Raw genomic sequence first — 24,239 nt, 5'->3', positions numbered from 1 at the left:
GGTTCAGTACGCCAGCTGCAGCGGCTTGCCTTCGCGCTGCGCCTGCACATCGGCCGGGTGGAAGGGCAGCGGATGCCACTGCTTGGCCGCGAACAGCGGCAATTGGTCGTAGGCGCGCGGCGAGGCCGGGTCGCTGCTCTGGCCGTAGGTGAGCAGGCCTTGCGCCACGGGGCCGCGCGCGTCGAAGGTCACGACCTGCATGTAGCTGCTGCCGTAGTTGATGGCGTAGCCCTTCGGGTCGATCAGCGGCTGGCCCTGCGATTCGAGCTTGTTGAGCACGCCTTCGAACTCGTCGCCGCCGGGCAGCGCGATCTTCTGGCCGCGCACGGTGCGCGACTGCGGCACGCCCAGCGCCACGTCGGGCGCGAAGCCGGCGGTGCGCACGGTGCCGACCGCGTCGCCCAGCGCCTTGAACACCGCCTCGCGCGTGGCGGGCGTGGCCATGTCCAGGCCGGTGGGCGTGGTCACGGGCTGCGCCGGGTCGAAGGGCACGCGCCAGACCTTCGGCAGGTCCTTGGCCTTGCGCCAGAACTCGCGGAACAGCGCCGCGCCCTTCGACTCGGCGTTGCTGGTGCGGTCCCAGGCGGAAAGCACGCGGCAGCCCAGGGCCTGGTCGGCGCTCAGCGCGGCGCCGGTGGCGGTGCACGCGGCCTTCAGGTCGTCCATCACCAGCATGCCGGCGAGGTTCCTGTCGCGGAAGATCACGCTGCGCAGCTCGGCCGCGCCCATGCGGTTGCCCGGCAGGCCGTCGGTGCCGGCCAGGCGGCCTTCGATTTCCATGATGCCGCTGCGCGTGCGCAGCCGCTGCGGCACGCCGACGGGGCCGACCAGCGGCGACACGCCGGCCATCGGCGGCACGCGCGGGTTGCTGAGCCAGAAGCTGTCGTTGCTGTTCTGCACCCAGTCCGGCGTGACGACGACGGGCATGCGGGCCGGCGCGATGATGCCGGGCGATGCGGCGGCCGGGTCGCGGTGCCAGGCGCAGGCGCTGCGCGAGCCGTCCAGCACGGGCAGTCCGGCGGCGTTGAGCAGCGCGGCGGCGGCCGGCGAGGGCGCGCAGGCCTTGAGCATCTCGGCCGACACGTCGGGCACCACCGACAGGTCGGCGTACATCGCGTTGCCTTCGCGGTCGGCCGCCAGGGTGTTGATCCACGGGATGCCCTGGTTGCCCATGGCGGCGCGCAGCTCGGCGACGTTGCGGGCCCGGCCCATCTTCATCCAGCTTTCGGCGGAGCGCACGTTGAGCGTGTTGGCGTCGCGGATCGCATAGGCCTTCTGGGCGGTCCAACCCAGGCCGGCGCGCGGCAGCGAGACCACGGGGCCCCAGTCGGTGGCATAGAAGGTGTGCTGCACGGGCGCGCCGCCCGCCGTGGCGGCGGCCGGCAGTGCGACGGTGCGCGCGACCATCTTCTTCGGCTGGCCGTCGACCCAGTACACGGTCGGGTCGTTGGGGTCGAGCTTGAGTTCGTACAGCGTGAAGCGCTTGCCGGTCGACACGGTGTGGGTCCAGGCCACGTCCTTGTTGAAGCCGATCGACACCACCGGGCTCAGGCCGCCGGTGGCGCCCATCACGTCGAGCTGGCCGGGGATGGTCAGGTGCATCTGCCAGAAGCGGTTGGTGCCGTTCCAGGGGAAATGCGGGTTGCCCAGCAGCAGGCCCTTGCCGTCGGGCGTGGCCTTGCGCCCGAAGGCCCAGCCGTTGGAGCCCAGCTCGCCGCCTTCGGGGTTGGCGTTGAAGCTGTGGCGGCCGATCTCGGCCACCGCCTGCTCGAGCGCGACCGGCGCCGCGCCGGTCTTGGCGCCCGGGGCCGGCGGCACGGCGGCCAGCACCGCGCCGGCCAGTGCGCCCAGGCCGCCCTGGATCATCGATTGCTCGGTGGCGCGCGCCAGGTCGGCGGCCGTCATCGGGCGCACCCAGGGCTTGCCGCGGCAGGCCTCGGGCAGGCCATTGGGGCCCGCGTCCTGCAGGTAGCGGTTGTAGCCCGCCACGTAGCCGCGCAGCGCGGCCTTCACCTCATCGTTGGTGGTGGCTGCCGCGCGGGCCAGCGCCGCGTCGTCCATGTGGTAGCGCACGAACAGGTCGATCTGCGCGTTGGGCATGCGGCCCAGGCCGAAGTCGCCGGTGTTCTGCGCCCCGAGGAACTGCGCGCGGTCGCCGCGCAGCGTCAGCAGGTGCTCGGCGGTCTGGCAGACGTTGTCCTGCGCATGCGCGTAGGCGGTACCGTAGGCCAGGCCTTCGTAGTCGGGCGCCGTGATGTGCGCGATGCCGAAGGTGGTGCGCTCGATGCTCACGCTGCGGCTGCCGGGCGGCGGCGTGCTGGCACAGGCCCCGAGCAGGGCGACCAGGCCCAGGGAGAGGGCCGTCAACGAGAACCGGGAGCGCGAGGTGTTCGAAGTCATGGGGCGGGCGTGGTGGGGAAAAGGGTCGAAAAAGAGGGACCGATTAGAGGATGAACCTCTGCCGCGCACTGTCGCCAGCGCGGCACGCCTTGCCACTTACCTCAACCGAACTTCATGCCTTTGGGCCGTGCCTGCAGCCTGTGGATGTAGGCGTCGAGCTTCGGGCGGTTGGTGCGCCCGCCGAAGGCGCGGTGCCAGATGAGCATCGAGCCGATCATCACGTCGGCGGCCGTGAACTGGGCGCCGAACAGGTAGGGACCGTCGCCGAGTTCGCGTTCGACGGCGTCCTTGGCGTGCTCGAAATCGGTCCAGCCGCGCGCGCTGTTGTTGCTCTTGATCTTCAGCAGGCTGTCGCCCATCGAGGGCTCGAGCTGCGCGGTCGAATAGACCATGAGCGACAGGTAGCGCCCGCGCTCGGGCGTGCCCACGGCCGGTGCCAGGCGCTTGCCGGGGTACTTCTCGGCGATGTACATGCAGATGGCCGCGTTCTCGAAGATGCGGGTGCGGCCGTCGACCAGCGCGGGCAGCTTGCCGGCGGGGTTGATCTTCAGGAACTCGGGGCGCTTGTGGGCGCCCTCCCGGATGAGGGTGGGCACGATCTCGTAGTCGACCTCGGCCTCGTCGAGCATCCACTTGGCGACCTGCGCACGGCTGCGCGGGTCGAAATACAGCTTCATCGCCATGCGGGGTCCCCTTTGTCAGGTGGGTGAGATGGGCGGGTGTCAGAACTTGGGGATGCGCAGGGTCTTGCTGATCATCAGCGTGCCCGAGAGCGCGAACAGCAGCACCAGCGGGTGCAGCTGCCAGGGGCCGAGCGTCCAGGCGCCGCCCCACACGTTGGCGCCGAGGGCGCCCTTCGAGGCCGCGTAGGCCAGCACGCCCACCAGCACCACGCTGGTCGGGATCGGCGTGCCTTCGAAGTACTTCACCTTGTCGGCGCCGGCCGAGAGCGCCTCGGCCGTCACGTTGTAGCGCGCGAGCCGGCTCACGCCGCAGCCGACGAAATAGATGAGCACGGCGCAGTCCCAGCCGCCGTCCAGGCCGGCGGCGAAGCCGAGCGCGGCGGGCAGCACGCCGAAGGAGATCACGTCGGCCAGCGAGTCGAGTTCGCGCCCGAGCGCCGACTGGGTCTGGCGCCAGCGCGCGATGCGGCCGTCGAGCACGTCGAAGATGAAGGCCGCCGGGGCGAGCGCCGCGGCCCAGTAGAAGTGGGCGAGCGACTGGCTGCGCATGAAGGCCATCGCGAAGAACACCGCCCCGACGCCGCAGGCCGCGTTGCCGAGCGTGAACACATCGGCCAGGTGAAAGCCGCGGATCATCGAGAAGTGCTTGCGGGCCGGCGGGGACGAAGGCGTGGTCATGAGGCGGGGAAAGCTGCGAAAGGAACCGCACCTTAACCCAAGCGGGGCCCGCTTTTTGTAGTCGCGCGCCGACGCCCCGTCGGCGCCCTCAGACGGTTGGCTGCGCCCTGGCCTCGACGATCCGTGCGAAGCGCCCGAGCAGGCCCGCCGCCTCGTCGGTGGGGCGCACGCCTTCGCGCAGCGCCGCGGCATCGAGCCCGTCGGCGGCGAGGTCGCGGGCCAGCAGTTCGATGTAGCCGCCCATGGTCGTTGCGTCGAACTCGGGATGGAACTGCAGGCCCCAGGCCTGCGCGCCCACGCGGAAGGCGTGCACGGGTTCGTGCGCGCTGTGGGCCAGCTTCACCGCGCCCTCGGGCAGGCGCAGCGCGCTCTGCCAGTGGATCGCCTGTGCCGGGAACTGCGCGGGCAGGTCGCCCAGCAGCGCGTCGCCGGCGGCGGCTGCGTCGAGCGTGACGGTGACCGTGCCAACTTCGGGGCCGCCCGGGTGGTGCCCGGCCTCGCCGCCGAGCGCGTGCGCCAGCAGCTGGTGGCCGTAGCAGATGCCGAGCACGGGCGTGTCGCGCGCGACCAGCTCGGCGAGCCAGGCGGCGGTGGTTTCGCTCCAGGGTTCGCGGTGCGACACCATCGCGTGCGAGCCGGTGACGACCACGCCCGCGACCTGGCCGGGCGCGGGCAGCGTGTCGCCGCGACGCGGGTCGACCACCACCAGGGGCAGGGTCTGCGTGCCGAGGCCGTCGGCGATCCAGTGCTCGAAGTCGCCGCGGCCTTCGCGCAGCGCGTCATGGGTGTCACCGACCTTGACGATGACCAGGGGATACGGGGGCGTGCTGTGCATGGCGTCGATCATGCCGCAGCGCACCGTGCGCCGGTCAGCTGCGGGACGATTCCCGACGGTGCAGCAGGTCCATGAAGGCGCGGCCCACGGGCGAGGGCGAGCGTCCCGCGCGCGTGACCAGCCCGATGGGCCGCGACATCAGCGGACGCTGCAGCGGCACGGTGGCCAGCTCGTCGTTCTGCGACAGCTGCAGCGCGAGCCGGGGCAGGGCGGTGAGCCCCAGCCCGGCCGCCGCCAGCGCGCCCGCCACGGCCACGCTCGGGTATTCGAGCGCGGGCTGCACCTGCAGGCCGCGCTGCAGGAAGGCGGCGTCGGTGATCGGCCGGATGCTGCTCTGGAAGCTGCTCGCGATGAAGGGCCGCGTCGCGAACACCGACCACGACACCGAGGCGCGCGCGGCCAGCGGGTCGTCGCGCCGGCACAGCAGCACGAAGGGGTCGTCGCGCAGGTGGCGGTACAGCAGGGGTTCGTGTGTGCCGGGGCGCACGCTGAGGCCGAAGTCGGCGCGGCCTTCGTCCACCGCGGCGCGCACCGCCTCGGCCGGTCCTTCGATCAACGAGAACTGCACCTGCGGATGCTGCTGGCGGAACTCGGCGATGGCGCCGGGCAGCAGCGCCACGCCGGTCGAGGGCAGCGCCGCGATGGTCAGGTGGCCGCTGCGGCCTTCGAGGAACTGCGACAGCTCGCTGAACGAGCTGTTGAAGTTCTCCAGGATGCGCAGCGCGATCGGCAGCAGCTCGCGCCCGGCCGGCGTGAGCTCGACGTGCCGCGTGTCGCGGTCGAACAGGCGCGCGCCCACCAGGTCTTCGACGATGCGCACCGTGCGGCTCAGCGCCGGCTGCGACACATGCAGGGCCTGCGCGGCGGCGCGGAAGTTGGTGGTCTTCGCGACTTCGACGAAGGCTTCGAGCTGCTGCAGCGTGATGTCGACTCGCACGGATGCGGCTCCCTCGGGGTGGCTGTGGATTGATCCATCCAAGTTATCACAGATATAGGAATATTGTTCTTCACAGATCAATGCGCGACGCCGAGACTGGCGCATTCGATACCACGGAGACAAGGGGCCCCCGCGCCCCCGTGACATGGACACCAAAATTCTGGAAGGCATCCGGGTGCTCGAGCTCGGACAGGTGCTGGCGGGGCCCTTCGCGGGCGCGATCCTGGCGGACCTCGGCGCCGACGTCGTGAAGCTCGAGCGCGTCGAGGGCGGCGACGACGCGCGCCACATGGGCCCGGCGTTTCGCCACGGCGACGCGCTCAACTTTCACGTCTTCAACCGCGGCAAGCGCTCGGTCGCCATCGACCTGAAGAGCGAAGAGGGCATGGCCGCCTTCGAGACCCTGGCGGCCGGCGCCGACATCCTCATCCACAACCTGCGCCCGGGCGTCACGCAGTCGATGGGCATCGACGGCCCCTCGCTGTGCGCGCGCCATCCGCGGCTCATCTACTGCGAAATCTCGGCCTTCGGCCACACCGGCCCGCTGCGCATGCAGCCGGGCTACGAGCCGCTGATCCAGGCCTTCAGCGGGCTGTCGAGCATCAACGGCGGGCCCGACGATCCGCCGATGCGCACCGGCGCCTCGGTCTGCGACCAGGGCACCGGCATGTGGGCCGTGATCGGCGCGCTGGCGCTGCTGCAGCGGCGCCAGCTCACGGGGCGGGGCGGCGTGGTGAGCACCTCGCTGCTGGAGACCGCGCTGGTCTGGACGGGCCAGAAGGCCGACGCCTACGTCAACGAAGGCCGGCTGCCCGAGCGCCACCGCTCGGGCCATCCGGGTTTCGTGCCCTACGAATCTTTCGATACCGCCGATGCGCCGCTTCTGATCTGCTGCGGCAACGACCGGCTCTTCGCCAAGTTCGCGCACGAGCTCGGGCGCGACGACTGGACCACCGACGCGCGCTATGCCGGCAACCGCCAGCGGCTGCAGCACAAGGCGGCGTTGTTCGAGGAGATCGGCCCGCTGCTGCGCGCACGCACCCGCGCCGACTGGATGGCGCGCTTCACCGCGGCCGGCGTGCCCTGCGCGCCGGTGCACACCGTGCCCGAGGCCGTCGCGCATCCGCAGGTCGAGGCGCTGGGCATGCTGCAGCCCGTGCCGGGCGAGGACTTCCGCCTCACGGCGCTGCCGATGTCCATCGACGGCGTGCGGCCCGCGCACCGCGCGGTCGCGCCCCGGCTGGGCGAGCACAACGCTGCGCTCGGTGCGCCGCCGGTGCCGCCGCGCGACGGCGCCTGAGCGGCCGCACCTTTTCCCTTCTCAAAACTACATCCCACCGGAGACATCACCCATGCGCACTTCCATCTTCCGCCTCGGCGCGGTCCTGGCCTTCGCGGTCACGGCGGCAGCATCTGCCCACGCGCAGGACTACCCCGCCAAGCCGCTCACCGTCGTCGTGCCCTTCGCGGCCGGCAGCGGCACCGACCAGCAGGCGCGCAGCTTCGCGCAGGCCCTGACCACCGAGTACAAGGTGCCGGTGATCGTGGAGAACCGCGCGGGCGCCAGCGGCTTCCTGGCTGCGCAGTACGTCGCCAAGGCCGCGCCCGACGGCTACACGTTGCTGATGACCACCAACACCACGCACGCCGCCAACGAGCACCTGTACAAGAAGCTGCCCTACGACCCGGTGAAAGACTTCACGCCGGTCGGGCTGCTGTCCAAGGGCCACATGCTGCTGCTGGTGGGGGCCGATTCGCCGATCAAGTCGGTGGCCGACCTCGTGGCGGCGGCGAAGAAGTCGCCGGGCAAGCTCAACTTCGGCAGCGGCAGCTCGTCCAGCCGCGTGGCGAGCGAGCTGCTCAAGCAGATGGCGGGCATCGACATGGTGAACGTGCCCTACAAGAGCAACCCGATGGCCATCACCGACCTGCTGGGCGGGCAGGTCGACTTCATGTTCGCCGACGCGCCCACCGCGCTGCCGCACGTCAAGAGCGGCAAGCTGCGCGCGCTGGCCGTGAGCGGCGACAAGCGCCTGGCCGCCGTGCCCGCGCTGCCGACCGTGGCCGAGGCGGGCGTGAAGGGCTACGACATGTCGTACTGGACCGCCGTCTACCTGCCGCCGGGCGCACCCGCGGCCGTCACGCGCAAGCTCAACGAGATGCTGGTGAAGGTGTCGGCCTCGCCGGCCATCGTCGCCTACCAGGCCATCTCCAGCGGCGAGGCCGCCACCGGCACGCCCGAGGCGCTCGCGAAGTTCCAGGCCGCCGAGTCGCAGAAGTGGGGCCGCGTGATCCGCGCCGCCGGCATCGAACCCGAATGAGCCGCGCGATGAACAGCCCCCACACGCACAAGAAGACCGTGCGCATCGGCGGCGCCTCGGGCTTCTGGGGCGACAGCAGCACCGGCGCGCCGCAGCTGGTGGCGCACGGCGGCATCGACTACCTCGTGTTCGACTACCTCGCCGAACTCACGATGTCGCTGCTGGCCGGCGCGAAGCTGAAGAACCCCGACGCCGGCTACGCCACCGACTTCGTCACCACCGCCATGGCCGCCGTGCTGCCCGACGTGATGCGCCAGGGTATCCGCGTGATCGCCAACGCCGGCGGCGTGAACCCGCGCGCTTGCGCCGCCGCGCTCACGCAACTGGCGGCCGGCATGGGGCTCGCGCCGCGCATCGCCGTGGTCACCGGCGACGACGCGCTGCCGCACGCCGAAGCGCTGCGCGCGCAGGGCATCGGCCACATGAGCACGGGCGCACCGCTGCCCGAACGCCTCGTGAGCGCTAACGCCTACCTGGGCGCCGTGCCGATCGCCCGGGCGCTCGATGCCGGCGCGCAGATCGTCATCACGGGCCGCTGCGTTGACAGCGCCGTCACGCTCGGCGCGCTGATGCACGAATTCGGCTGGGCCGACGACGACTGGGACCGCCTCGCGGGCGGCAGCCTGGCCGGCCACGTCATCGAATGCGGCGCGCAGGCCACCGGCGGCCTGCACACCGACTGGGAGCAGGTGCCCGACTGGGCCCACATCGGCTACCCGGTGGTCGAATGCGCGGCCGACGGCAGCTTCGTCGTCGGCAAGCCGCCCGGCACCGGCGGGCTGGTGAGCCGCGCCACCGTGGGCGAACAGCTGCTGTACGAGATCGGCGACCCCGCGGCCTACCTGCTGCCCGACGTGACCTGCGACTTTCGCACCGTGCAGATCGAGGCCATGGGCGCGGACCGGGTGCGCGTCTCGGGCGCGAGAGGACGTGCGCCCTCGGGTCGCTACAAGGTCACGGCCACCTACGCCGCGGGCTACCGCTGCAACGCCGAGCAGCTGATCGTCGGCTTCGACGCCGCCGCCAAGGCGCAGCGCAGCGGCGAAGCCATGTTGCGCCGCACGCGCGACCTGTTCGCGCAGCGCGGCTGGGCCGACTTCTCGGCCACCCACATCGACGTGCTGGGCGCCGAGCAGTGCTACGGCCCGCACGCCACCGCCCAGCCGCCGCGCCAGGCGGTGCTGCGCGTGGCCGTGACGCACGCGGACAAGGCGCCGCTCGAACTCTTCGCGCGCGAGATCTCGGCGGCCGGCACCTCGTGGGCGCCCGGCACCACCGGCCTGGGCGGCGGGCGGCCGTCGGTGGCGTTGTCGATCCGGCAGTTTCCGCTGCTCGTGGACAAGGCGCTGTTCAAGCCCGTGGTCGAGATGGCCGGCGAGTCGTGGCCCGTGGCCGTGAGGGCGCAGGCGGCGCAGGTCGCCATGGCCGATGAGGTGGCGCCGCAGGCAGACGCCACCGACCCGGACACGGACGACGAATGGCTCGAGGTGCCGCTGATCCGCCTGGCCTATGGCCGCAGCGGCGACAAGGGCGACGTCTCGAACATCGGCATCCTCGCGCGCGAGCCGCGCTACCTGCCCGTGCTGCGCGAGCAGCTCACCGCGCAGGCCGTGCGCGCCTACATGGCGCACCTGGTCGAAGGCGAGGTGACGCGCTACGAGCTGCCCGGCATCGGCGCCTTCAACTTCGTCTGCGAAGCAGCGCTGGGCGGCGGCGGCATGGCCTCGCTGCGCACCGACCCGCTGGGCAAGAGCATGGCGCAGATCCTGTTGTCGATGCCGGTGCGCATCGCAGCCCGCCGGCTGCGCGCGGCCTGAGCCGACGCGCCGCCGGGCCCGCGTTTTCAGCGCGGGCCCACACCATCGCGCATCGCTTTCGGATTCGTCCGATGGCCTGCCTCGGTGGTTTTTCCTAGAGTGCTTCGTTCCCTGAGCGCTGGCCGTTTTCCGGCCGGCCCGCTCTTCCTTCTCTTCGTCAGATGGCTGCCTTTTTTGTGAAGGCGCTCGAAGCACGCCATGTCCTTGTCCAGATTCCTTTCCTTCCATCCCCGCCTGCGCGCGGGCCGCTGGGTGCTTGCCGCCTCCACGCTGGTCGCGGGCTGCGGCCCCGTCGCGGTCACGTCGTACGTGCCCCTGCCGCCGATGCCGCCGCCTTCCGAACCGATGAACATGGCCGTGCCCGTCGCGGTGTCGGCCACGAGCTCGCGCAAGGGGGCTGTGTACCGGCCCGCGCCCGCGGTGGCGCCCGAGCTGGCGCAGGTCGTGTTCTTCCGCCGCGCCACGTCCACGCCCAGCACGGGCGCGGCGCATGTGTATGTCGACGGCGAGTTCCATGCCGCGCTGATGCCCAACGGCTTCACGCGCCTGTGCGTGGCGCCGGGCGCGCACTCGCTGGAGGCCTACATCGACGACGCGCCGCTGTACGCGGGCAAGTCGCAGCCGAAGACGCAGGCGGTGCTCGAAGGCGGGCAGACGGTGTTCGTGGCCGTGTCGGAAATGGGCGAGGGCGCGCCGGTGCCCCACGGCAGGGTCGCGGCCGAGCGCCTGCTCAAGGGGGCGCGCGAGCAACGGCAGGTGATCAGCCGCGCCGTCCGCGTGCAGCCCTGCCGCGAGCCTTCGCAGCCCGCCCGCCGGGCCTGACGCGATCCGACGTCCTTCAGCGGATGTGCGTCGCGTAGGCCGCCTCGGCGGCCTCCAGCTGCGTCCAGAAGCCTTGTGGCGCGCGCCCGTGCAGCACCTCGTCGAGCACGCCCAGGTGCGCGTGCCAGCCGCTGGCCACGCTCAGCGTTTCCTTGCGGTCGGGCAGGCGGCGGTGCGTGAGCACCAGGTGCGTCGCTTGCGCGCCCTGCGGCGACAGTTCGAAGCTGACCTCGGACGCGTCCTCGCGCTCGCTGCCCCAGCTGATGACCAGCAGGGTCGGCGGCTCGATGCGCAGCACGCGCGAGTGCTGCACGTGGGTCTCGCGGTAGGCCGCGAAGCGCTCGGGCGCGACCTCGCCCGACAGCTCGGTGTGCTGGAAGCGCAGCTCGAACACCGCGCCCGGCGCCTGCGCCATGGTGCCGCCGGCCAGCCAGCTGCGGCGCTTTTCCGGGTCGACGAGGTAGGTCCACACGCGGTCGATGGGGCCGGGCAGGGTGCGCTCGATGCGCAGGGTGCCGGGCTCGGTCTGCGTGCCCAGGCTGTGCTTCAGGGTCGTGGTCATGGGTCGGTGCTCCTTGGGTGAATGAGGGGAGAGAAGGCGCTCACGCGCGGCTGCTGCCGTCGTCGTGGGCATCGCGCCGCAGCGCATCCGCCAGGACGTCCAGGCGGTGGTTCCAGAAGACTTCGTACGCGCGCAGCCACGCATCGGCCGTGGCGAGCGCCGCCGGTTCCAGCCGGCACACGTGCGCGCGGCCCTGCACGGTGCGCGACACCAGCCCCGCGCGCTCCAGCGTCTTGACGTGCTTGGAGGCGCCCGCGAAGGACATGCGAAACGGCGCGCCCAGCTCGCCCACGCTGCATTCGCCCTGCGCAAGCAGCTGCAGCATGGTGCGCCGCGTGCTGTCGGCCAGGGCGTGGAACACGGCGTCGAGCCGTTCGTCTTCGATTTCAAGTTCAACCATGAAGTTGAATATAAATCGGTCCCGAAGAAAATTCAACCCGAAGGTTGAATGAGGTGAATGGCGTTACACCTGATACACCCGGGACGCCGTGCGCGACCCGGGCGCTGGAAGCGCGGGGGTTGCGCTCCTACGATGCCTTTCATTCCATCCACTCGCGAAAAGAAAGACACACGCACATGAACCCTCTGATCCAGCGCCGCACCCTGTTGCTCGCCGCCGCCGTGACCCCGCTCGCCGGCGCCTGCAGCGCATGGCCGAAGAAGGGCGCGCAGTCGGACGCCGAAACGAAGCTCGCCGAACTCGAGCGCGCCTGCGGCGGACGCCTGGGCGTGTCGGGCTTCCACACCGGCAGCGGCGCGCGCCTGCAGCACCGTGCGCACGAGCGCTTTCCGCTGTGCAGCACCTTCAAGCTGGTGCTCGCCGCGGCCGTGCTCGAACGCAGCGCGACCGACGCCAGCCTGCTCGGGCGCCGCATCAGTGTCGGCAAGGGCGACCTGGTGTCGCACTCGCCGGTCGCCGAGAAGCACCTCGCCACCGGCATGACCGTGAACGAGATGTGCGCCGCCACCATGCAGTACAGCGACAACGCCGCCGCCAACCTGCTGCTGAAGGTGCTGGGCGGGCCGGCCGCCGTCACCGCGTTCGCGCGGCGCATCGGCGACACCACCTTCCGCCTCGACCGCACCGAGCCCGAGCTGAACACCGCCATCCCCGGCGACCCGCGCGACACGACCACGCCTGCGGCCATGTCCGACACCGTGCAGCGGCTCGCGCTGGGCGATGCGCTCGGCGCGCCGCAGCGCGAGCAGATGCGCGAATGGCTGCTCGGCAACACCACCAGCACCGAGCGCTTCCTGGCCGGCGTGCCCAAAGGCTGGCGTGTGGGCGACAAGACCGGCGCGGGCTCGTACGGCAGCACCAACGACGTCGGCGTGCTGTGGCCGCCGTCGGGCGCGCCGCTGGTGCTGTCGGTCTACCTGACCTTCCCCGACAAGGACGCGAAGGGCCGCAACGATGTGGTCGCCTCGGCCACGCGCATCGCCGTCAAGGCCCTGGCAGGCTGAGTCAGCGACGGGGCCACAATGGGCGGCCCCATCTTTCTCCCGCCCGCCCCATGGACCTGAGGTCTCTTCGCTATTTCATCGCGGTGCTCGAAGCCGGCAGCCTGTCGCGCGCGGCGGCATCGCTGTACGTGGCGCAGCCCGCGCTGACCGCGCAGATCAAGAAGCTCGAGGCCGAACTCGGCACGCAGCTGTTCGACCGCTCGCACGTCGGCGTCACGCCCACGGCCGCCGGGCTGCAGCTGTACCAGGACGCGCGGCGCCTGCTGTCGGATGCCGCGGCGATGCGCGAGCGGCTGCAGCGCGCACCCGACGGGCCCGAGGGCTCGGTCACGGTGGCCGTGCCGTTCCTGCTGGCCTCGCTGCTGCTCGGGCCGGTGCTGGCGCGGCTGAAGCAGTCGCACCCGCGCATCCGCGTGTTCGTGATCGACGACCTGAGCCTGATGGTGCGCAAGGCGATGGTCGATCGCCGCGCCGACATCGGCCTGCTCGTCGACACCCCGAGCGTCGAGGGGCTGGACGTGCGCCCCTTCGTGCGCGAAGGCATGTTCCTCTGCGGCTTCGATGCGAAGGGCGAGGTGGCGGCGTTGCTCGGAAAAAGTGCGAAGGGTGGGCGCGCGAAGAAGGGTGCGCCCGCGCGTCCTACGGTGCCTTTCGCGCGCGCCGCGAACCTGCCGCTGGTGCTGCAGTCGCGCCGCTTCAGCATCCGCCAGCGCGTCGAGGCGGCGGCCGAGGCGGTGGGTGTGGAACTCAACGTGGTGCACGAGCACGACTCGGCGCGCGTGCTGCGCTCGCTCTACCTGGCGGGTGCGGGCTTCACGGTCACGCCCGCCTGCGCGCTCGCGGACGGGCCGGGCGATCAGCCGAACTGGTTGATCGCACGCATCGTCGAGCCCGAGCTGGCGCGCACCTACCACCTGGCCACGCCGGCCGGCAAGGCGCCCGACGCGGCCACGCAGGTCGTGAGGCAGGCGCTGGCTGACGAAGCGCGCTCGATGATCGCCTCGGGGCGTTGGGACGCGCAGTTCCTGGGCGACGGCAAGGCGTAGCCATCGCGCACGGCGGTGCCGTGCGCCGGGGCCATCATCTTTTGTGATGGCCGCGCATCAGCAATCGGTATTTGTTGTGCGGCGGCGTTGTTTGCGAAAGTTCTCCCCACGGTGCACAGGCACCGGCCTCAAGGAGACAACTTGCCCTCACTTTCGCCCGAGGTCGCCAACGTCGGCGAACTCGCATCCCGCGCCGCCCGCCTGCATGCCCGGCAGATCGCCGTGACCAGCCCGCAGCGCGCCTGCACCTACGAACAGCTCGACCGGCGCGCCAACCGCCTGGCCAATGCCCTGCACGGGCTCGGCCTGCAGCGCGGCGACCGCGTGGGCGTGTACCTGCCCAACTGCGTCGAGATCGTCGAGCTGGAGCTGGCCTGCTACAAGGCCGCGCTGGTGAAGGCGCCGATGAACGCGCGGCTCGCGCCGGTCGAGGTGGCCGAGGTCATCGAGAACAGCGACGCCGCGCTGATCGTCACCACCGCCGCGCGCGCCGAGACCTTCCTGCCGCTCCTGAAGGGCGCGGCCCCGAAGCTGCTGCTGCTCGACGCGGCCGAGGGCACGCCCGCTTCCTACGAAAGCCAGCTGGCACGCGCGAGCGACGTCTTCACCTGCGAGCGCGTGCGCGCCGACGAACTGGCGGTGCTGCACTACACCTCGGGCTCCAGCGGCGTGCTCAAGGCTGCGATGCAGACCTTCGGCAACCGGCTGGCCCAGCTGCGCAAGTTCCTCTCGCGCAGCGAAGGCCTGCGCCCCGGCGACCTGCTCGGGTTGGTGGGGCCGATCACGCACGCCTCGGGCATGCAGATCGTGCCGGCGCTGTGCAGCGGCGCGACCATCCGCCTGTTCACCGGTTTCGAGCCCGCGCGCTTCCTGGACGACATGAAGAAGGAGCGCGTGACCCACACCTTCATGGTGCCCACCATGATCAACATGCTGCTGGCCGAGCTGCAGGGCCGCTACCGGCCGCTGCCCGACCTGCAGCGCCTGGGCTACGGCGCCGCGCCGATGGCGCCCGCGCGGATCATGCAGGCGATGGACGTGTTCGGCCCCGTGCTGTCGCAGGGCTACGGCGCGGGCGAGACCACCTCGGGCGTGTGCGGCCTCTCGGTGGAAGACCACCTGTTCGCGCGCGCCGCCATGCCCGAGCGGCTGGCCTCGTGCGGGCGGCCGTTCCTCGAGTCGCTGGTGGAGATCGTCGACGACGAAGGCCGACCGGTCGCGCCCGGCGAGGTGGGTGAGATCGTGGTGAGCGGCGAGGACATCTTCGCCGGCTACTGGCGCGCGCCCGAGCTCACGGCCGAGGTGCTCAAAGAGGGCCGCTACCACACGGGCGACCTCGCGCGCGCCGACGACGAGGGCTACATCTACATCGTCGATCGCAAGAAGGACATGGTCATCAGCGGCGGCTTCAACGTGTACCCCTCGGAGGTCGAGGCCGTGCTGTACCAGCACGCGGCGGTGGCCGAGGCCTGCGTGTTCAGCGTGCCCGACGACAAGTGGGGCGAGGCGGTGGCCGCGCACATCGTGCTGAAGCCGGGCGCCTCGCCCGACACGGCCGGGCTCGACGACTTCTGCGCCGCGCGACTCGCGGGCTTCAAGCGGCCGCGCCGCATCGAGTTCGTCGAGTCGCTGCTGAAGAACGCCAACGGCAAGGTCGCGCGCAAGGCGATCCAGACGCCGTACTGGGCCGGCCACGCGCGCCGCGTCAATTGAACAAGAGCGAAGAGAACGACATGGACACCACGCTGACCCCTTCCGCCGCACCCACCGAGGCTTCGGCCATCCGCGCGCCGCTCTTCGACGGCCCCTTCGAGGGCTCGCCGCGCGCGGCCGAGCTGATCGCCCGCATCGGCGACTTCCTGAACGGCGAACTGGCCGAGCTGGTGCGGGAGAAGGGCATCGACCACGAGCACGGCTCCGACAGGGAGACGCTGCGCCACGTCTGGCGTCGCTCGCACGCGATGGGCTTCTACGGCATGACGCTGCCACCGGCGATGGGCGGCCTGGGCCTGTCGCTGCTCGATCATGTGCTGGTGAAGGAATCGATCTACGCCAGCGGCTCGCCGCTCGCGCCGCATGTGTTCGGCGAACTCAGCGGACCGCCGCGTGTCGGCGCACTGGCCAAGTTCGCGACACCGGAGCAGATGGCGCAGTTCATCCGTCCCGTGGCGCAGGCCGAGAAGGCGATCTGCTTCGCGCTCACCGAGGCCGAGGCCGGCTCCGATGCCGGCGCGGTGCAGACGCAGGCGCGGCGCGAGGGCGACGTGTATGTGCTCAATGGGCGCAAGCGCTTCATCTCGGGCTCGCCTTTTGCCGATCTCGCGGTGCTCATGGCGTCCACCTCGGACGATCCGGCGCGCCGCGAGGTGACGGCGTTCTTCGTCGACCTGACGCAGCCGGGCGTCCAGGTGCAGGCGGGCTACAAGACCATGGCGGGCCAGTCGACCACGGGCGACATCGTGCTCACCGATTGCCGCGTGCCGGCCGTGAACCTCATCGGCGAGCCCGGCAAGGGGCTGGCGCTGGCGCTGGGGCGCATCACGGTCAACCGGCTGCTGCACTGCCCGGGCATGGTGGGACTGGCGACCGTGGCGCTGAAGGACGCGCGCGACTACGCGCGCACGCGCCGCCAGTTCGGCCGCGCCATCGCGCAGTTCCAGGCGATCCAGCATTCGCTGGCCGACATGGCGACGCAGCTGTGCGCGGCGCGCGCGCTGATGCTGTCGACCGCGCGGCAGATCGACGCCGGCGGCGACCCGCGCGCCGAGGCCTCGATGGCCAAGCTGTTCTGCTCGGAGGCCGCGTTCCGCGTGGCCGACGCGGCGGTGCAGATCCACGGCGGCGAAGGCATCGTGCAGGGGCGGCGCGTGGAGTTTTTGTTCCGCATGCTGCGCATGTACCGCGTGCTCACGGGCACGAGCGAGATCCAGAAAAACATCATCGCGCGCGAGCTGATCGGCGACGCGGCCTGAGGCCGAACCAGACAATCAGGAGACAAGACAAACCATGACTATCAATGCCAATCGCCGCGCGCTCTGCGGTGCGATCGCGGCCTCGGCGCTGCTGCCGGCCATCGCGCGCGCAGCGGGCTCGAACGCTTCCGCCTGGCGGCCGACCCGCCCGGTCAAGTGGGTCGTGCCGTACCTGGCCGGCACCGGCCCGGACAACGCCGCGCGCATCCTCGCGGAAGCGCTCGGCCCCTTGCTGGGGCAGCCGGTCGTCATCGAGAACCGGGGCGGCGCGGCCGGCAACATCGGCGCGCGACAGGTCGCACGGGCCGCGCCCGACGGCTACACCTGGATCTACTCCAGCGCGCCCATGGCCGCCAACATGCGCATGCAGCAGAACCCCGGCTACGACGCGCTCAAGGACTTCCGCCACATCATGCGGCTCACCACCTCCGACGTGCTGCTGGTGGTGAATGCGGGCTCGGGCATCCAGACCCTGCAGGAACTCGTGGCGCGTGCGCGCGCCAACCCCGGCAAGCTCGACTACGCCTCGGGCGGCGTCGGAACGCCCTCGCACCTGGGCGTGGAGCTGTTCCTGCAGGCGGCGGGCGTGCAGGCCACGCACGTGCCGTACAAGGGAGCGTCGGAAATCGTCAACGCGGTGCTGGGCAACCAGGTGAACTTCGGCATGCCGATCTTCTCGGTGGCGCTGCCGCACGTGCAGGGCGGCAAGCTGCGCGCCCTGGGCGTGGCCGGCGCCAAGCGCAACGCGGCCTTGCCGCAGGTGCCGACGCTGGCCGAGCTGGGGCTGCGCGGCGTCGAGCTCACGTCGTGGGGCGGTGTCTCGGTGCCGGCGGGCACGCCTGACGCGATCGCTGCGCGCATCTACGAGGTGTTCGGTCAGGCGCTGAAGCAGCCGTCGGTGATCGCCGCGCTGACCGAGCTGGGCAGCGAGGTGAGCCCGTCGACGACCGAGGCCTATGTGCAGGGCTTCGCGAGCGAGATGGAACTGACCGAGCGGATGATGAAGACCGCGAAGCTGCAGCCGCTGTAAGAAGCAGGCTTCAGAGCACGAACCAGCCCACGGCCACGTAGTGGCTCGTGGTGCCGGCCAGCACGAACAGGTGCCAGGCGCCGTGCGCGTGGCGCAGCCCCCGCCGGTTGCGATAGAACACCGTGCCCACCGTGTAGAGCACGCCGCCCGCGACCAGCCAGGCCAGTCCGGTCGCGTGCAGCTTGGCCGCCAGCGGCGCGGCGGCCAGCACGCCGAGCCAGCCCATGCCGATGTACAGCGGCAGCGAAGGCTTCTTCGCCGTGCCGGTCTCGGCGGGTTTCAACTCGCGCCAGATGCCGAAGCACGCCGCGCTCCAGATCGCCGCGAGCAGCAGCCAGCCCCAGGGGCCCTGCAGCGTGACGAGCGCGAAGGGCGTGTACGTGCCCGCGATGAGCAGGAAGATCGCGCAGTGGTCGGCGCGCTCCCACAGGCGCTTGTTGCGGCCGCGCGTGCTGTGAAAGAGCGTGGAGGCCGCGTACAGCGCCACGGCCGAGAGCGAGAACACCAGCCCGCCCGCGATGCGCGCCGGATCGCCCGTGGGCAGCGTCTTGGCGAGCAGCAGCGCGGCCGCCGGCAGCGCGAGCAGCAGGCCGAACAGGTGGCTGTAGCCGTTGAGTCGTTCGCCGGGGTACATGAGGTGCTGAGGTGCGGTGAGGAAGTGGGCGCGTCGGGCGCACGCGGATGCTAGGTAAGGGCCATGACTGCCCCGTGACCGGGCAAACCCTGTCTGGATTTTGGTTGCAAATGTTTACATTCAGCGGCCGGGATGCGTTCCCGACACCCGCCGCGTGCTTTGGCGCACCCGCGCCGGCGGGCCTTCTCACCGTGAGGGACTGCCGATGAAAAAACGTTTGATGTCGTGGCGCCGGGCTGCTGTCCTGTGCGTTGCCATGGGGAGCGCCGCTGTCGCTTGTGCGCAGGTGCAGCAGTTCAAGTGGGGCCACATCTACGAGCCCGCGAGCATCTTTCACCAGCAGGCCGAACTGGCGGCGCGCAAGATCGCCGAGCAGTCCGAGGGCAAGATCAAGATCGAGGTGGTGCCCGCCTCGAAGCTGGGGCAGGAGCGCGACTACGCGCTGATGCTCGCCAACGATTCCATGCAGATCGCCTACGTCGGCCAGGCCACGCTGGCCGAGGGCTATCCGCCGCTGGGCCTGGGCAGCTACCCCTTCGCCTTCAAGGACCTGGACCACGTGCGCAAGTACCTCGCGAGCCCGCTGCTCGCGGACCTGATGAAGGGCTACAACGAACGCAGTGGCAACCGCATGGTCGCGTCGGTCTACTACGGCGCGCGGCAGGTGACCTCGGGCAAGCCGCTGCAGCGCCCCGAGGACTTTCGCGACCTGCGCCTGTACGTGCCCGACGCCGCGGCCTACCAGCTCTTCGCCACCGCGCTCGACGCCAAGCCCGTGTCGCTGCCGTTCAACAGCCTGTACGGCGCACTCAAGAAGAACGAGGTCGAGGCGCAGGAGCATCCGCTGGGCACGGTGCGCGCCAAGCAGCTGTACGAGGTGCAGAAGTACGTGCAGCTCACGGGCCACATCTACGACACGCTGGGCATCGTCATCGGCAAGGCCGCCTGGGCCCGCCTCACGCCGGCGCAGCAGGCGATGGTGGAGAAGACGCTGGCCGACACGGCCAAGTGGACGAATGTCGGCGTGATTGCCAGCGAGCTCGAAGACGAGCAGTTCCTGCGCGGCAAGGGCATGACGGTGCAGCCGGTCAACCGCCTGCCGCTGCTGGAGCGCGTGACGAAGCGCTCCACGCCCGAGCAGATGGGGGCGCGGCCGGGCGACTTCGCCAAGCTGCAGGCGCTGGCAGGCGCGGCGAACTAACCCGCGCGCTGGCGGTAGCCACGCGGCGTGCTGCCGGTCCACGTGCGAAACGCACGGTGGAAGGCCGGCGTGTTGTCGAAGCCCACCGAGGCGGCGATGCGGTCGATGGGCTCGCGCGTCTTCACGAGGCGCTGGATCGCGAGGTCGCGTCGCACCTCTTCCTTCAGCGCGCGAAAGCTGGTGCCCTCGGCCGCAAGCTGGCGCGACAGCGCGCGCTCCGACATGTGCACCGCGCGCGCCGCCGCGCCCAGCGTGGCGTCCGAGGCGAGGTGCGCGGCGACGAACTCGCGCACGGTGGCGCTGGTGGTGTCGTGGTCGAAGGTGACGAAGATCCAGTCGTCGGGCGCGCGGCGCACGAAGTCGAGCAGCTCGGCGCGCGTGCGCTGGAAGGTCTGGCGCAGCACGGGTTCGGCAAAGCGCACCGAAGACGTGTCCTGCTCGAACTGCAGCGGGCCCGGGAACAGGTTGGCGTACTCGTCGAAGCGCGCCGGGCGCGGGAACGCAAAGCCGACGCCCAGCACCGGCAGCTGCCGGCCCATGAGCCACGAGGCCACGCCGTGGATCAGCTTGACCATCAGTGCATGGCCGAAGGGCGTGGTGGGCCGCGCGGCGGCTTCCGGGTGCGGCGCGATGGTGATCGTGGCCACGCCGTGGGCGCGCGTCATGCGCAGGCGGTGATCGTCCAGCAGCAGGTTCCAGAAGCGCGTGAAGCGGTACATGGCGACCATGAGCGAGGGCGCGTCGAGCAGGCTGAGCCCGAGGTACTTGAGCGCGCCCGCGCGGATCGGGCGCGACCACAGGCCCAGCATCTCGTCGCCCATGAAGAGCGACACGCACTCGTACATGCGAACGAACTGCTCGCGCGTGACGCGCGCGCCGTCCTGGCGCAGCAGCTGCGGCGAGAGGCCGGCCTGCGCGGCCAGCAGGTCGATGTCGCGCGGGCTCAGCTGGCGGCGCGCGCCGCTCAGCAGGTGCTGCAGGAAGCTGACGGCGACGGTGGCGCGCTCTGGCGGCATGACGGGTTCAAAAGACGGTTGGCGGAATCTGCAAATAAATGGGCGCGATCTGCAAGCAATGGCGCGGCGCGCAGGGCTATCGTAGCCCTGAAGCGCCCCATTCCGGTGGCGGAACCCGCAACAACCGAAGGAGCCCTGCCGTGATCGAACGGAACGTCACCCTGCACATGGACGAAGAGGTCGCCGTCGTGACCCTGAACCGTCCCGCCAAGCGCAACGCCATCGACGAGGCCACGCTGGCCGCGCTGGACGCCGTGTTCAGTGCGCTGCCGCGCGAGGCCAAGGCCGTGGTGCTGACCGGCGCGGGGCCGCATTTCTGTGCCGGGCTCGACCTCAAGGAACACCACGACAAGGAGCGCACGGCGGTCGACTTCATGCGCGTGTGCCAGCGCTGGCACAGCACCTTCGACAAGATCCAGTACGGCGGCATCCCGGTGGTCGCGGCGCTGCACGGCGCGGTGGTCGGCGGGGGGCTGGAGCTGGCGGCGGCCACGCATGTGCGCGTGGCCGACCCGTCGACCTACTTCGCGCTGCCCGAGGGGCAGAAGGGCATCTTCACGGGCGGCGGTGCGACGGTGCGCGTGGCACGCATCATCACGCCGGGCCGCATGGTCGAGATGATGCTCACCGGCCGCGTGCTCGACGCCCGCGCCGGCAAGACGCTGGGCCTGGCGCACGAGATCGCCGCCCCCGGCGAGAGCCTGCGCGCTGCGATGGTGCTGGCCAAGCGCGTGGCGAAGAACGCGGCGCTGTCGAACTACGCGATGGTCACGTCGATCAGCCGCATCGCCGACATGTCGGCCACCGACGGCATGTTTGCCGAGTCGCTGATGGCGGCGGTGGTGCAGACCGGCGGGGAAGTGCAGACGCGGCTGGGGGCGTTCGTCGACAAGTCGCTCGCCAAAGTGACGCCCGAACAGGTCGCGGGCTGAGGCCCGGATTCAGGCGTCGAAGGCGCGCCGCAGTTCGAGCGACAGCGTGCCCGTCAGTGCTTCGCGCTGCGGCGCGGGGCGCCAGAAGCTGCGCGTGAGGGCACCGGTCGATTCCCACTCGGGATGGCTGCGCGCCGGTTGCACCGCACGCACGGCGCCGGCGGCGGCACGCATGAGCGTGTCGTCCTCGTCCGCCGACGGAGCCTCGGCCCGGATGCGTTCCACGGCCGCATGGCCGCGCCGCTCCAGCGCCTGCGCGAGCTGCAGCTGCCAGGCCGCGAGCGTGAACAGCACGCTGTCTTCCACCGTGAGCTCGTGCATGTCGCGCAGCTTGTTGGCCAGCTTGCGCCCGAGCGGCCCCCAGCCCTGCGACACCGCGCCGCCGATGGCGCCGCCCAGCGCCGCGCCCGCGCCCAGCGACAACCCGGCCACCGCGAGGTCGGCGACCACGCCCACGGCGGCGCCGATGACCGCGCCCTTGCCCAGGCGCAGGCCGGCGTCCTTCATCGCCTCGGGGTTGAAGAAGTCGAGCGTCCAGCGGCCTTCGATGATCGGCAGCGGCGCTTCGTCGGCGTCGCCCTGGCGAAAGCCGTAGAGCGCGAGCAGGTCGTCGGTGCAGCGCTGGGCCTTGTCGAACACGTCCTTCTGCACGCCGGCGACCAGGGCCTGGCGGCGCGTGGCATCGGCGAACTCGGCGGCGGGCACGGTGCGGCGGATGGCTGCGGCATCGACCAGCAGGTCCGCGATGCGCGTGCAGGCCGACTGGCGGCGCGCGTCGGCCTCGGCGTCGAGTGCGTCGACCACGCCGCGCAGCGCGTCGCGGCGGTCGCGCAGCAGGGTGGCCAGGTCGTTGTAGAGGTCGTGCTCGGCGCCCACGAACGGCGCCGCCGCATCGAAGCGCACCTGCACGTGCAGGCCGTAGGCCGAGAGCAGTTCTTTCCAGGCCGGCTCGCGGCTGGCGGCGTCGCGCACGAAGTTGAGCACCGGCAGCACCGGGCGCGCGCAGGAGTTCAAGAGCTCGATCTCGTCGCGGAACTTGGGCAGCACCGGCTCGCGCACGTCGATCACGAGAAAGGCGGCGTCGATGTCGAGCATCGCGCGCAGCACCTTGGCCTCCTGCTCGAACACGCCGTGCGCCTCGGGGCCCTGCAAGAAGCGGCGGATGCGCTCGGGCGGCGTGGCCTGCTGGGCGGCGTCCAGGCCGGCCAGGTGCTCGCGCAGCGCGACCGCGTCTTCCAGGCCCGGCGTGTCGAGGAAGCGCACGGCGGGCTGGCCGTTCACCTCGAGATCGACCGACTCGACATGGCGCGTGGTGCCCGGGCGCTGCGACACCTCGCCGAAGTTCACGCGCCGCGTGAGCGTGCGCAGCAGCGAGGTCTTGCCCGCGTTGGTGTGGCCGACGACGGCAATGCGGATCGGAGGTGTCATGCGGTGGCGGTGCCTTCTTGAAAGACGGCATCGAGCCGGTCGCTCGCGACCACGTGGGCCAGCCCGGCGTCGCGCAGCCAGTCGCGCCAGCGCTGCGTGGCGGCGGTGTTGGGCGCGTCGGCCAGCCAGAGGCGGCATTCGCCGCAATGCGTCAGCACCTCGCGCAGGAAGCGCTCGGTGCCGCGGTCGGGGCTCGAGGCCGCATGGCAGACCAGCAGCACGGCGCGCGGGTGGACCTGCGCGAGCTGGTCGAGCAGTGCGCGGCGCGCCGGGGCGCTGCCGTCGATGCGGACCGCCGATGCCGGCAAGTCGGCGGGCGGCCAGGGCAGGTCAGGCGGCAGTTCGAAGCCGACGATGAACACGCCGTCGTGCTGCTCGGAGGCCGGCAGGCCGGTGGGCGCGGCGGGGTGCGCACGGCCCGGGTCGGCATCGACGATGGCGGGCGGCGCCAGCGCGGCGAAGCGGGCCAGCAGCTTGCGGTAGTAGGGCGCCTGCCAGTCGGGTTGCAAGGCAGGGCGGCGCTGGCGGCAGACGGCGGCGCTCAGCAGCACCAGCGCCAGGCGCGGCAGCAGGCCGTACACCGCGATGCAGCCGGTGAGCCACAGCGCCCAGGTGCGCTGGGCCGCTGCGACCGGCACCGCCGATTGCACCGTGGCCGCATCGGGCACCGGAAAGCCGAACTGCGCCGGCAGCCAGCCCAGCGCCTGCACCACGCGCACGAAGAAGGCGGGTTCGAGGATGGTGGTTTCCCAGCTCAGCGTGTAGCTGCGAAAGGCGAGGGCGAACAGCATCGCCGCCAGCACCACGGCGAACGACAGCGCCCAGATGCCGTGGCTCACGAGCCCGAAGGCCCAGGGCAGCAGGCGCGCACGCGTGAGCAGCCCGGTGGCCGCGCGCACCAGCTGCGGCGCCTGCCCGCGCTGGCCGCCCGCCACGCGCGCCGTGAGCGACAGCCACAGCCAGCCCAGCGAGGCCGTGCCGAAGGTGCCCGACGGCAACCACAGGCCGGCCAGCCACAAGAGCAGCGTGAGCGCATGCAGGCCCAGCAAGCTGACGAGCGCGACGATCACGTTGATGTGGCGGTCGTTGCCGCCGACCACCTGGCCCGCAAGGCTCAGCCCCGCGATCACGACCAGCGCCACCAGCGCCAGCAGCACCCACGGTGCCCATTGCCGGCCGCGCGCGAGTTCGGCCTGCAGGCCCATGCGCTCGCCGAGCTGGCGGGCGCGTTCAACGATGCGGGTGGGGCCGTCGGCTGCGCGCGAGGCCGCGGTGCGAAGGGCCGACGCGTCGTCGAGCGGGCCGTTCTGTTCGGTCCATCGGACCGCCTCGGTGATCACCGCATCCGGAAAAGCAGGTGCGCGCAGCGCGGTGGTGGTGATCAACAGGGTCCCTTCTTCTTCGCCAATGACGCCCCGGCGCGGCAAAGCGGCGGCGGGGCGCGCAAATTATGCCCGGCGC

22 protein-coding genes are annotated in these 24,239 nt (G+C 71.3%); 11 read left to right on the top strand and 11 right to left on the bottom strand.

The annotated features are described in order from the left end of the window. Positions 1 to 3 precede the first annotated feature (3 nt). The 5 genes from VHAB30_RS13410 to VHAB30_RS13390 form a co-directional block, all read right to left on the bottom strand. Complete coding sequence (locus tag VHAB30_RS13410; protein WP_159277346.1) at positions 4 to 2,400, bottom strand: penicillin acylase family protein; 2,397 nt, start codon at positions 2,398 to 2,400, stop codon at positions 4 to 6. A 101-nt stretch (positions 2,401 to 2,501) separates the two neighbouring features. Next, the gene (locus VHAB30_RS13405) at positions 2,502 to 3,083 is read right to left on the bottom strand and encodes a glutathione S-transferase family protein (RefSeq protein ID WP_159277345.1); all 582 of its coding nucleotides are present in this window, start codon (positions 3,081 to 3,083) and stop codon (positions 2,502 to 2,504) included. Positions 3,084 to 3,122: 39 nt separating this feature from the next. Continuing rightward, positions 3,123 to 3,761: a CDP-alcohol phosphatidyltransferase family protein gene (locus tag VHAB30_RS13400; RefSeq protein ID WP_062475593.1), complete on the bottom strand. Its 639-nt coding sequence runs from the start codon at positions 3,759 to 3,761 to the stop codon at positions 3,123 to 3,125. Positions 3,762 to 3,849: 88 nt separating this feature from the next. After that, on the bottom strand, positions 3,850 to 4,596 hold the full coding sequence (locus VHAB30_RS13395) for a glutamine amidotransferase (protein ID WP_159277344.1): 747 nt from the start codon (positions 4,594 to 4,596) through the stop codon (positions 3,850 to 3,852). A 34-nt stretch (positions 4,597 to 4,630) separates the two neighbouring features. Next, entirely contained in the window at positions 4,631 to 5,533 is a 903-nt protein-coding gene (locus VHAB30_RS13390; protein WP_159277343.1) for a LysR family transcriptional regulator, read from the bottom strand. 145 nt (positions 5,534 to 5,678) lie between these two features. On the opposite strand from VHAB30_RS13390, the gene VHAB30_RS13385 reads away from it, so the two are divergent. The 4 genes from VHAB30_RS13385 to VHAB30_RS13370 all read left to right on the top strand — a co-directional run bounded on the left by VHAB30_RS13385 (position 5,679) and on the right by VHAB30_RS13370 (position 10,493). Continuing rightward, entirely contained in the window at positions 5,679 to 6,833 is a 1,155-nt protein-coding gene (locus VHAB30_RS13385) for a CaiB/BaiF CoA transferase family protein (protein WP_159277342.1), read from the top strand. 52 nt (positions 6,834 to 6,885) lie between these two features. Next, positions 6,886 to 7,854, top strand: coding sequence for a Bug family tripartite tricarboxylate transporter substrate binding protein (locus VHAB30_RS13380; protein ID WP_159277341.1), 969 nt, complete (start codon positions 6,886 to 6,888; stop codon positions 7,852 to 7,854). A gap of 8 nt (positions 7,855 to 7,862) precedes the next feature. Further along, on the top strand, positions 7,863 to 9,671 hold the full coding sequence (locus VHAB30_RS13375; protein ID WP_159277340.1) for an acyclic terpene utilization AtuA family protein: 1,809 nt from the start codon (positions 7,863 to 7,865) through the stop codon (positions 9,669 to 9,671). Between the two features lie 198 nt (positions 9,672 to 9,869). Beyond that, positions 9,870 to 10,493, top strand: coding sequence for a hypothetical protein (locus VHAB30_RS13370; protein ID WP_159277339.1), 624 nt, complete (start codon positions 9,870 to 9,872; stop codon positions 10,491 to 10,493). Between the two features lie 16 nt (positions 10,494 to 10,509). On the opposite strand, the gene VHAB30_RS13365 is transcribed toward VHAB30_RS13370, so the two are convergent. Together VHAB30_RS13365 and VHAB30_RS13360 are read right to left on the bottom strand one after the other, a co-directional pair. Beyond that, positions 10,510 to 11,055, bottom strand: a complete 546-nt coding sequence (locus VHAB30_RS13365) for an SRPBCC family protein (protein ID WP_095744932.1) — start codon at positions 11,053 to 11,055, stop codon at positions 10,510 to 10,512. A gap of 40 nt (positions 11,056 to 11,095) precedes the next feature. Further along, complete coding sequence (locus VHAB30_RS13360; protein WP_159277338.1) at positions 11,096 to 11,455, bottom strand: ArsR/SmtB family transcription factor; 360 nt, start codon at positions 11,453 to 11,455, stop codon at positions 11,096 to 11,098. A 176-nt stretch (positions 11,456 to 11,631) separates the two neighbouring features. On the opposite strand from VHAB30_RS13360, the gene bla reads away from it, so the two are divergent. The 5 genes from bla to VHAB30_RS13335 all read left to right on the top strand — a co-directional run bounded on the left by bla (position 11,632) and on the right by VHAB30_RS13335 (position 17,567). Then, positions 11,632 to 12,519, top strand: coding sequence for a class A beta-lactamase (gene bla / locus VHAB30_RS13355; protein WP_159277337.1), 888 nt, complete (start codon positions 11,632 to 11,634; stop codon positions 12,517 to 12,519). A 50-nt stretch (positions 12,520 to 12,569) separates the two neighbouring features. After that, positions 12,570 to 13,565 carry a LysR family transcriptional regulator gene (locus tag VHAB30_RS13350; RefSeq protein WP_159277336.1) on the top strand — a complete coding sequence of 332 codons (996 nt, stop codon included), beginning with the start codon at positions 12,570 to 12,572 and terminating at the stop codon, positions 13,563 to 13,565. A 141-nt stretch (positions 13,566 to 13,706) separates the two neighbouring features. Next, the gene (locus tag VHAB30_RS13345; protein WP_159277335.1) at positions 13,707 to 15,278 is read left to right on the top strand and encodes an AMP-binding protein; all 1,572 of its coding nucleotides are present in this window, start codon (positions 13,707 to 13,709) and stop codon (positions 15,276 to 15,278) included. 20 nt (positions 15,279 to 15,298) lie between these two features. Beyond that, on the top strand, positions 15,299 to 16,537 hold the full coding sequence (locus VHAB30_RS13340) for an acyl-CoA dehydrogenase family protein (protein ID WP_159277334.1): 1,239 nt from the start codon (positions 15,299 to 15,301) through the stop codon (positions 16,535 to 16,537). Positions 16,538 to 16,571: 34 nt separating this feature from the next. Then, positions 16,572 to 17,567 carry a Bug family tripartite tricarboxylate transporter substrate binding protein gene (locus VHAB30_RS13335; protein WP_159277333.1) on the top strand — a complete coding sequence of 332 codons (996 nt, stop codon included), beginning with the start codon at positions 16,572 to 16,574 and terminating at the stop codon, positions 17,565 to 17,567. Positions 17,568 to 17,577: 10 nt separating this feature from the next. On the opposite strand, the gene trhA is transcribed toward VHAB30_RS13335, so the two are convergent. Next, the gene (gene trhA, locus VHAB30_RS13330; RefSeq protein WP_159277332.1) at positions 17,578 to 18,201 is read right to left on the bottom strand and encodes a PAQR family membrane homeostasis protein TrhA; all 624 of its coding nucleotides are present in this window, start codon (positions 18,199 to 18,201) and stop codon (positions 17,578 to 17,580) included. 205 nt (positions 18,202 to 18,406) lie between these two features. Here trhA and VHAB30_RS13325 point away from each other — a divergent pair, with 205 nt between their 5' ends. Beyond that, positions 18,407 to 19,402 carry a sialic acid TRAP transporter substrate-binding protein SiaP gene (locus tag VHAB30_RS13325; protein WP_159277331.1) on the top strand — a complete coding sequence of 332 codons (996 nt, stop codon included), beginning with the start codon at positions 18,407 to 18,409 and terminating at the stop codon, positions 19,400 to 19,402. On the opposite strand, the gene VHAB30_RS13320 is transcribed toward VHAB30_RS13325, so the two are convergent. Continuing rightward, positions 19,399 to 20,418 (bottom strand): AraC family transcriptional regulator, encoded by a 1,020-nt coding sequence (locus tag VHAB30_RS13320; RefSeq protein ID WP_159277330.1) that lies wholly within the window; start codon positions 20,416 to 20,418, stop codon positions 19,399 to 19,401. The two genes, VHAB30_RS13325 and VHAB30_RS13320, sit on opposite strands and share 4 nt — an antisense overlap. A gap of 140 nt (positions 20,419 to 20,558) precedes the next feature. Here VHAB30_RS13320 and VHAB30_RS13315 point away from each other — a divergent pair, with 140 nt between their 5' ends. Further along, positions 20,559 to 21,350, top strand: a complete 792-nt coding sequence (locus VHAB30_RS13315; protein ID WP_255221122.1) for a crotonase/enoyl-CoA hydratase family protein — start codon at positions 20,559 to 20,561, stop codon at positions 21,348 to 21,350. Positions 21,351 to 21,359: 9 nt separating this feature from the next. Here the strand turns inward: VHAB30_RS13315 and VHAB30_RS13310 are convergent, their stop codons facing one another. Continuing rightward, positions 21,360 to 22,778 (bottom strand): GTPase/DUF3482 domain-containing protein, encoded by a 1,419-nt coding sequence (locus tag VHAB30_RS13310; RefSeq protein ID WP_159277329.1) that lies wholly within the window; start codon positions 22,776 to 22,778, stop codon positions 21,360 to 21,362. Next, entirely contained in the window at positions 22,775 to 24,163 is a 1,389-nt protein-coding gene (locus tag VHAB30_RS13305; protein ID WP_235926637.1) for a DUF2868 domain-containing protein, read from the bottom strand. Before VHAB30_RS13305 ends, VHAB30_RS13310 begins: the two co-directional genes overlap by 4 nt. Positions 24,164 to 24,239: the final 76 nt, after the last annotated feature.

Origin of the sequence: Variovorax boronicumulans (assembly GCF_009811375.1) — a bacterium.
Taxonomy (GTDB): domain Bacteria; phylum Pseudomonadota; class Gammaproteobacteria; order Burkholderiales; family Burkholderiaceae_C; genus Variovorax; species Variovorax boronicumulans.
This window is presented reverse-complemented; position numbering and strand designations above follow the sequence as displayed.

Excerpts from the sequence above, each read along its gene's own strand:
- VHAB30_RS13370 (WP_159277339.1), top strand. The coding sequence starts at position 9,870 with ATGTCCTTGTCCAGATTCCTTTCCTTCCATCCCCGCCTGCGCGCGGGC.
- VHAB30_RS13405 (WP_159277345.1), bottom strand. The coding sequence starts at position 3,083 with ATGGCGATGAAGCTGTATTTCGACCCGCGCAGCCGTGCGCAGGTCGCC.
- VHAB30_RS13310 (WP_159277329.1), bottom strand. The coding sequence starts at position 22,778 with ATGACACCTCCGATCCGCATTGCCGTCGTCGGCCACACCAACGCGGGC.
- VHAB30_RS13385 (WP_159277342.1), top strand. The coding sequence starts at position 5,679 with ATGGACACCAAAATTCTGGAAGGCATCCGGGTGCTCGAGCTCGGACAG.
- VHAB30_RS13350 (WP_159277336.1), top strand. The coding sequence starts at position 12,570 with ATGGACCTGAGGTCTCTTCGCTATTTCATCGCGGTGCTCGAAGCCGGC.
- VHAB30_RS13395 (WP_159277344.1), bottom strand. The coding sequence starts at position 4,596 with ATGCACAGCACGCCCCCGTATCCCCTGGTCATCGTCAAGGTCGGTGAC.
- VHAB30_RS13410 (WP_159277346.1), bottom strand. The coding sequence starts at position 2,400 with ATGACTTCGAACACCTCGCGCTCCCGGTTCTCGTTGACGGCCCTCTCC.
- VHAB30_RS13320 (WP_159277330.1), bottom strand. The coding sequence starts at position 20,418 with ATGCCGCCAGAGCGCGCCACCGTCGCCGTCAGCTTCCTGCAGCACCTG.
- VHAB30_RS13340 (WP_159277334.1), top strand. The coding sequence starts at position 15,299 with ATGGACACCACGCTGACCCCTTCCGCCGCACCCACCGAGGCTTCGGCC.
- bla (WP_159277337.1), top strand. The coding sequence starts at position 11,632 with ATGAACCCTCTGATCCAGCGCCGCACCCTGTTGCTCGCCGCCGCCGTG.
- VHAB30_RS13365 (WP_095744932.1), bottom strand. The coding sequence starts at position 11,055 with ATGACCACGACCCTGAAGCACAGCCTGGGCACGCAGACCGAGCCCGGC.
- VHAB30_RS13335 (WP_159277333.1), top strand. The coding sequence starts at position 16,572 with ATGACTATCAATGCCAATCGCCGCGCGCTCTGCGGTGCGATCGCGGCC.
- VHAB30_RS13325 (WP_159277331.1), top strand. The coding sequence starts at position 18,407 with ATGAAAAAACGTTTGATGTCGTGGCGCCGGGCTGCTGTCCTGTGCGTT.
- VHAB30_RS13380 (WP_159277341.1), top strand. The coding sequence starts at position 6,886 with ATGCGCACTTCCATCTTCCGCCTCGGCGCGGTCCTGGCCTTCGCGGTC.
- VHAB30_RS13360 (WP_159277338.1), bottom strand. The coding sequence starts at position 11,455 with ATGGTTGAACTTGAAATCGAAGACGAACGGCTCGACGCCGTGTTCCAC.
- VHAB30_RS13400 (WP_062475593.1), bottom strand. The coding sequence starts at position 3,761 with ATGACCACGCCTTCGTCCCCGCCGGCCCGCAAGCACTTCTCGATGATC.
- VHAB30_RS13375 (WP_159277340.1), top strand. The coding sequence starts at position 7,863 with ATGAACAGCCCCCACACGCACAAGAAGACCGTGCGCATCGGCGGCGCC.
- trhA (WP_159277332.1), bottom strand. The coding sequence starts at position 18,201 with ATGTACCCCGGCGAACGACTCAACGGCTACAGCCACCTGTTCGGCCTG.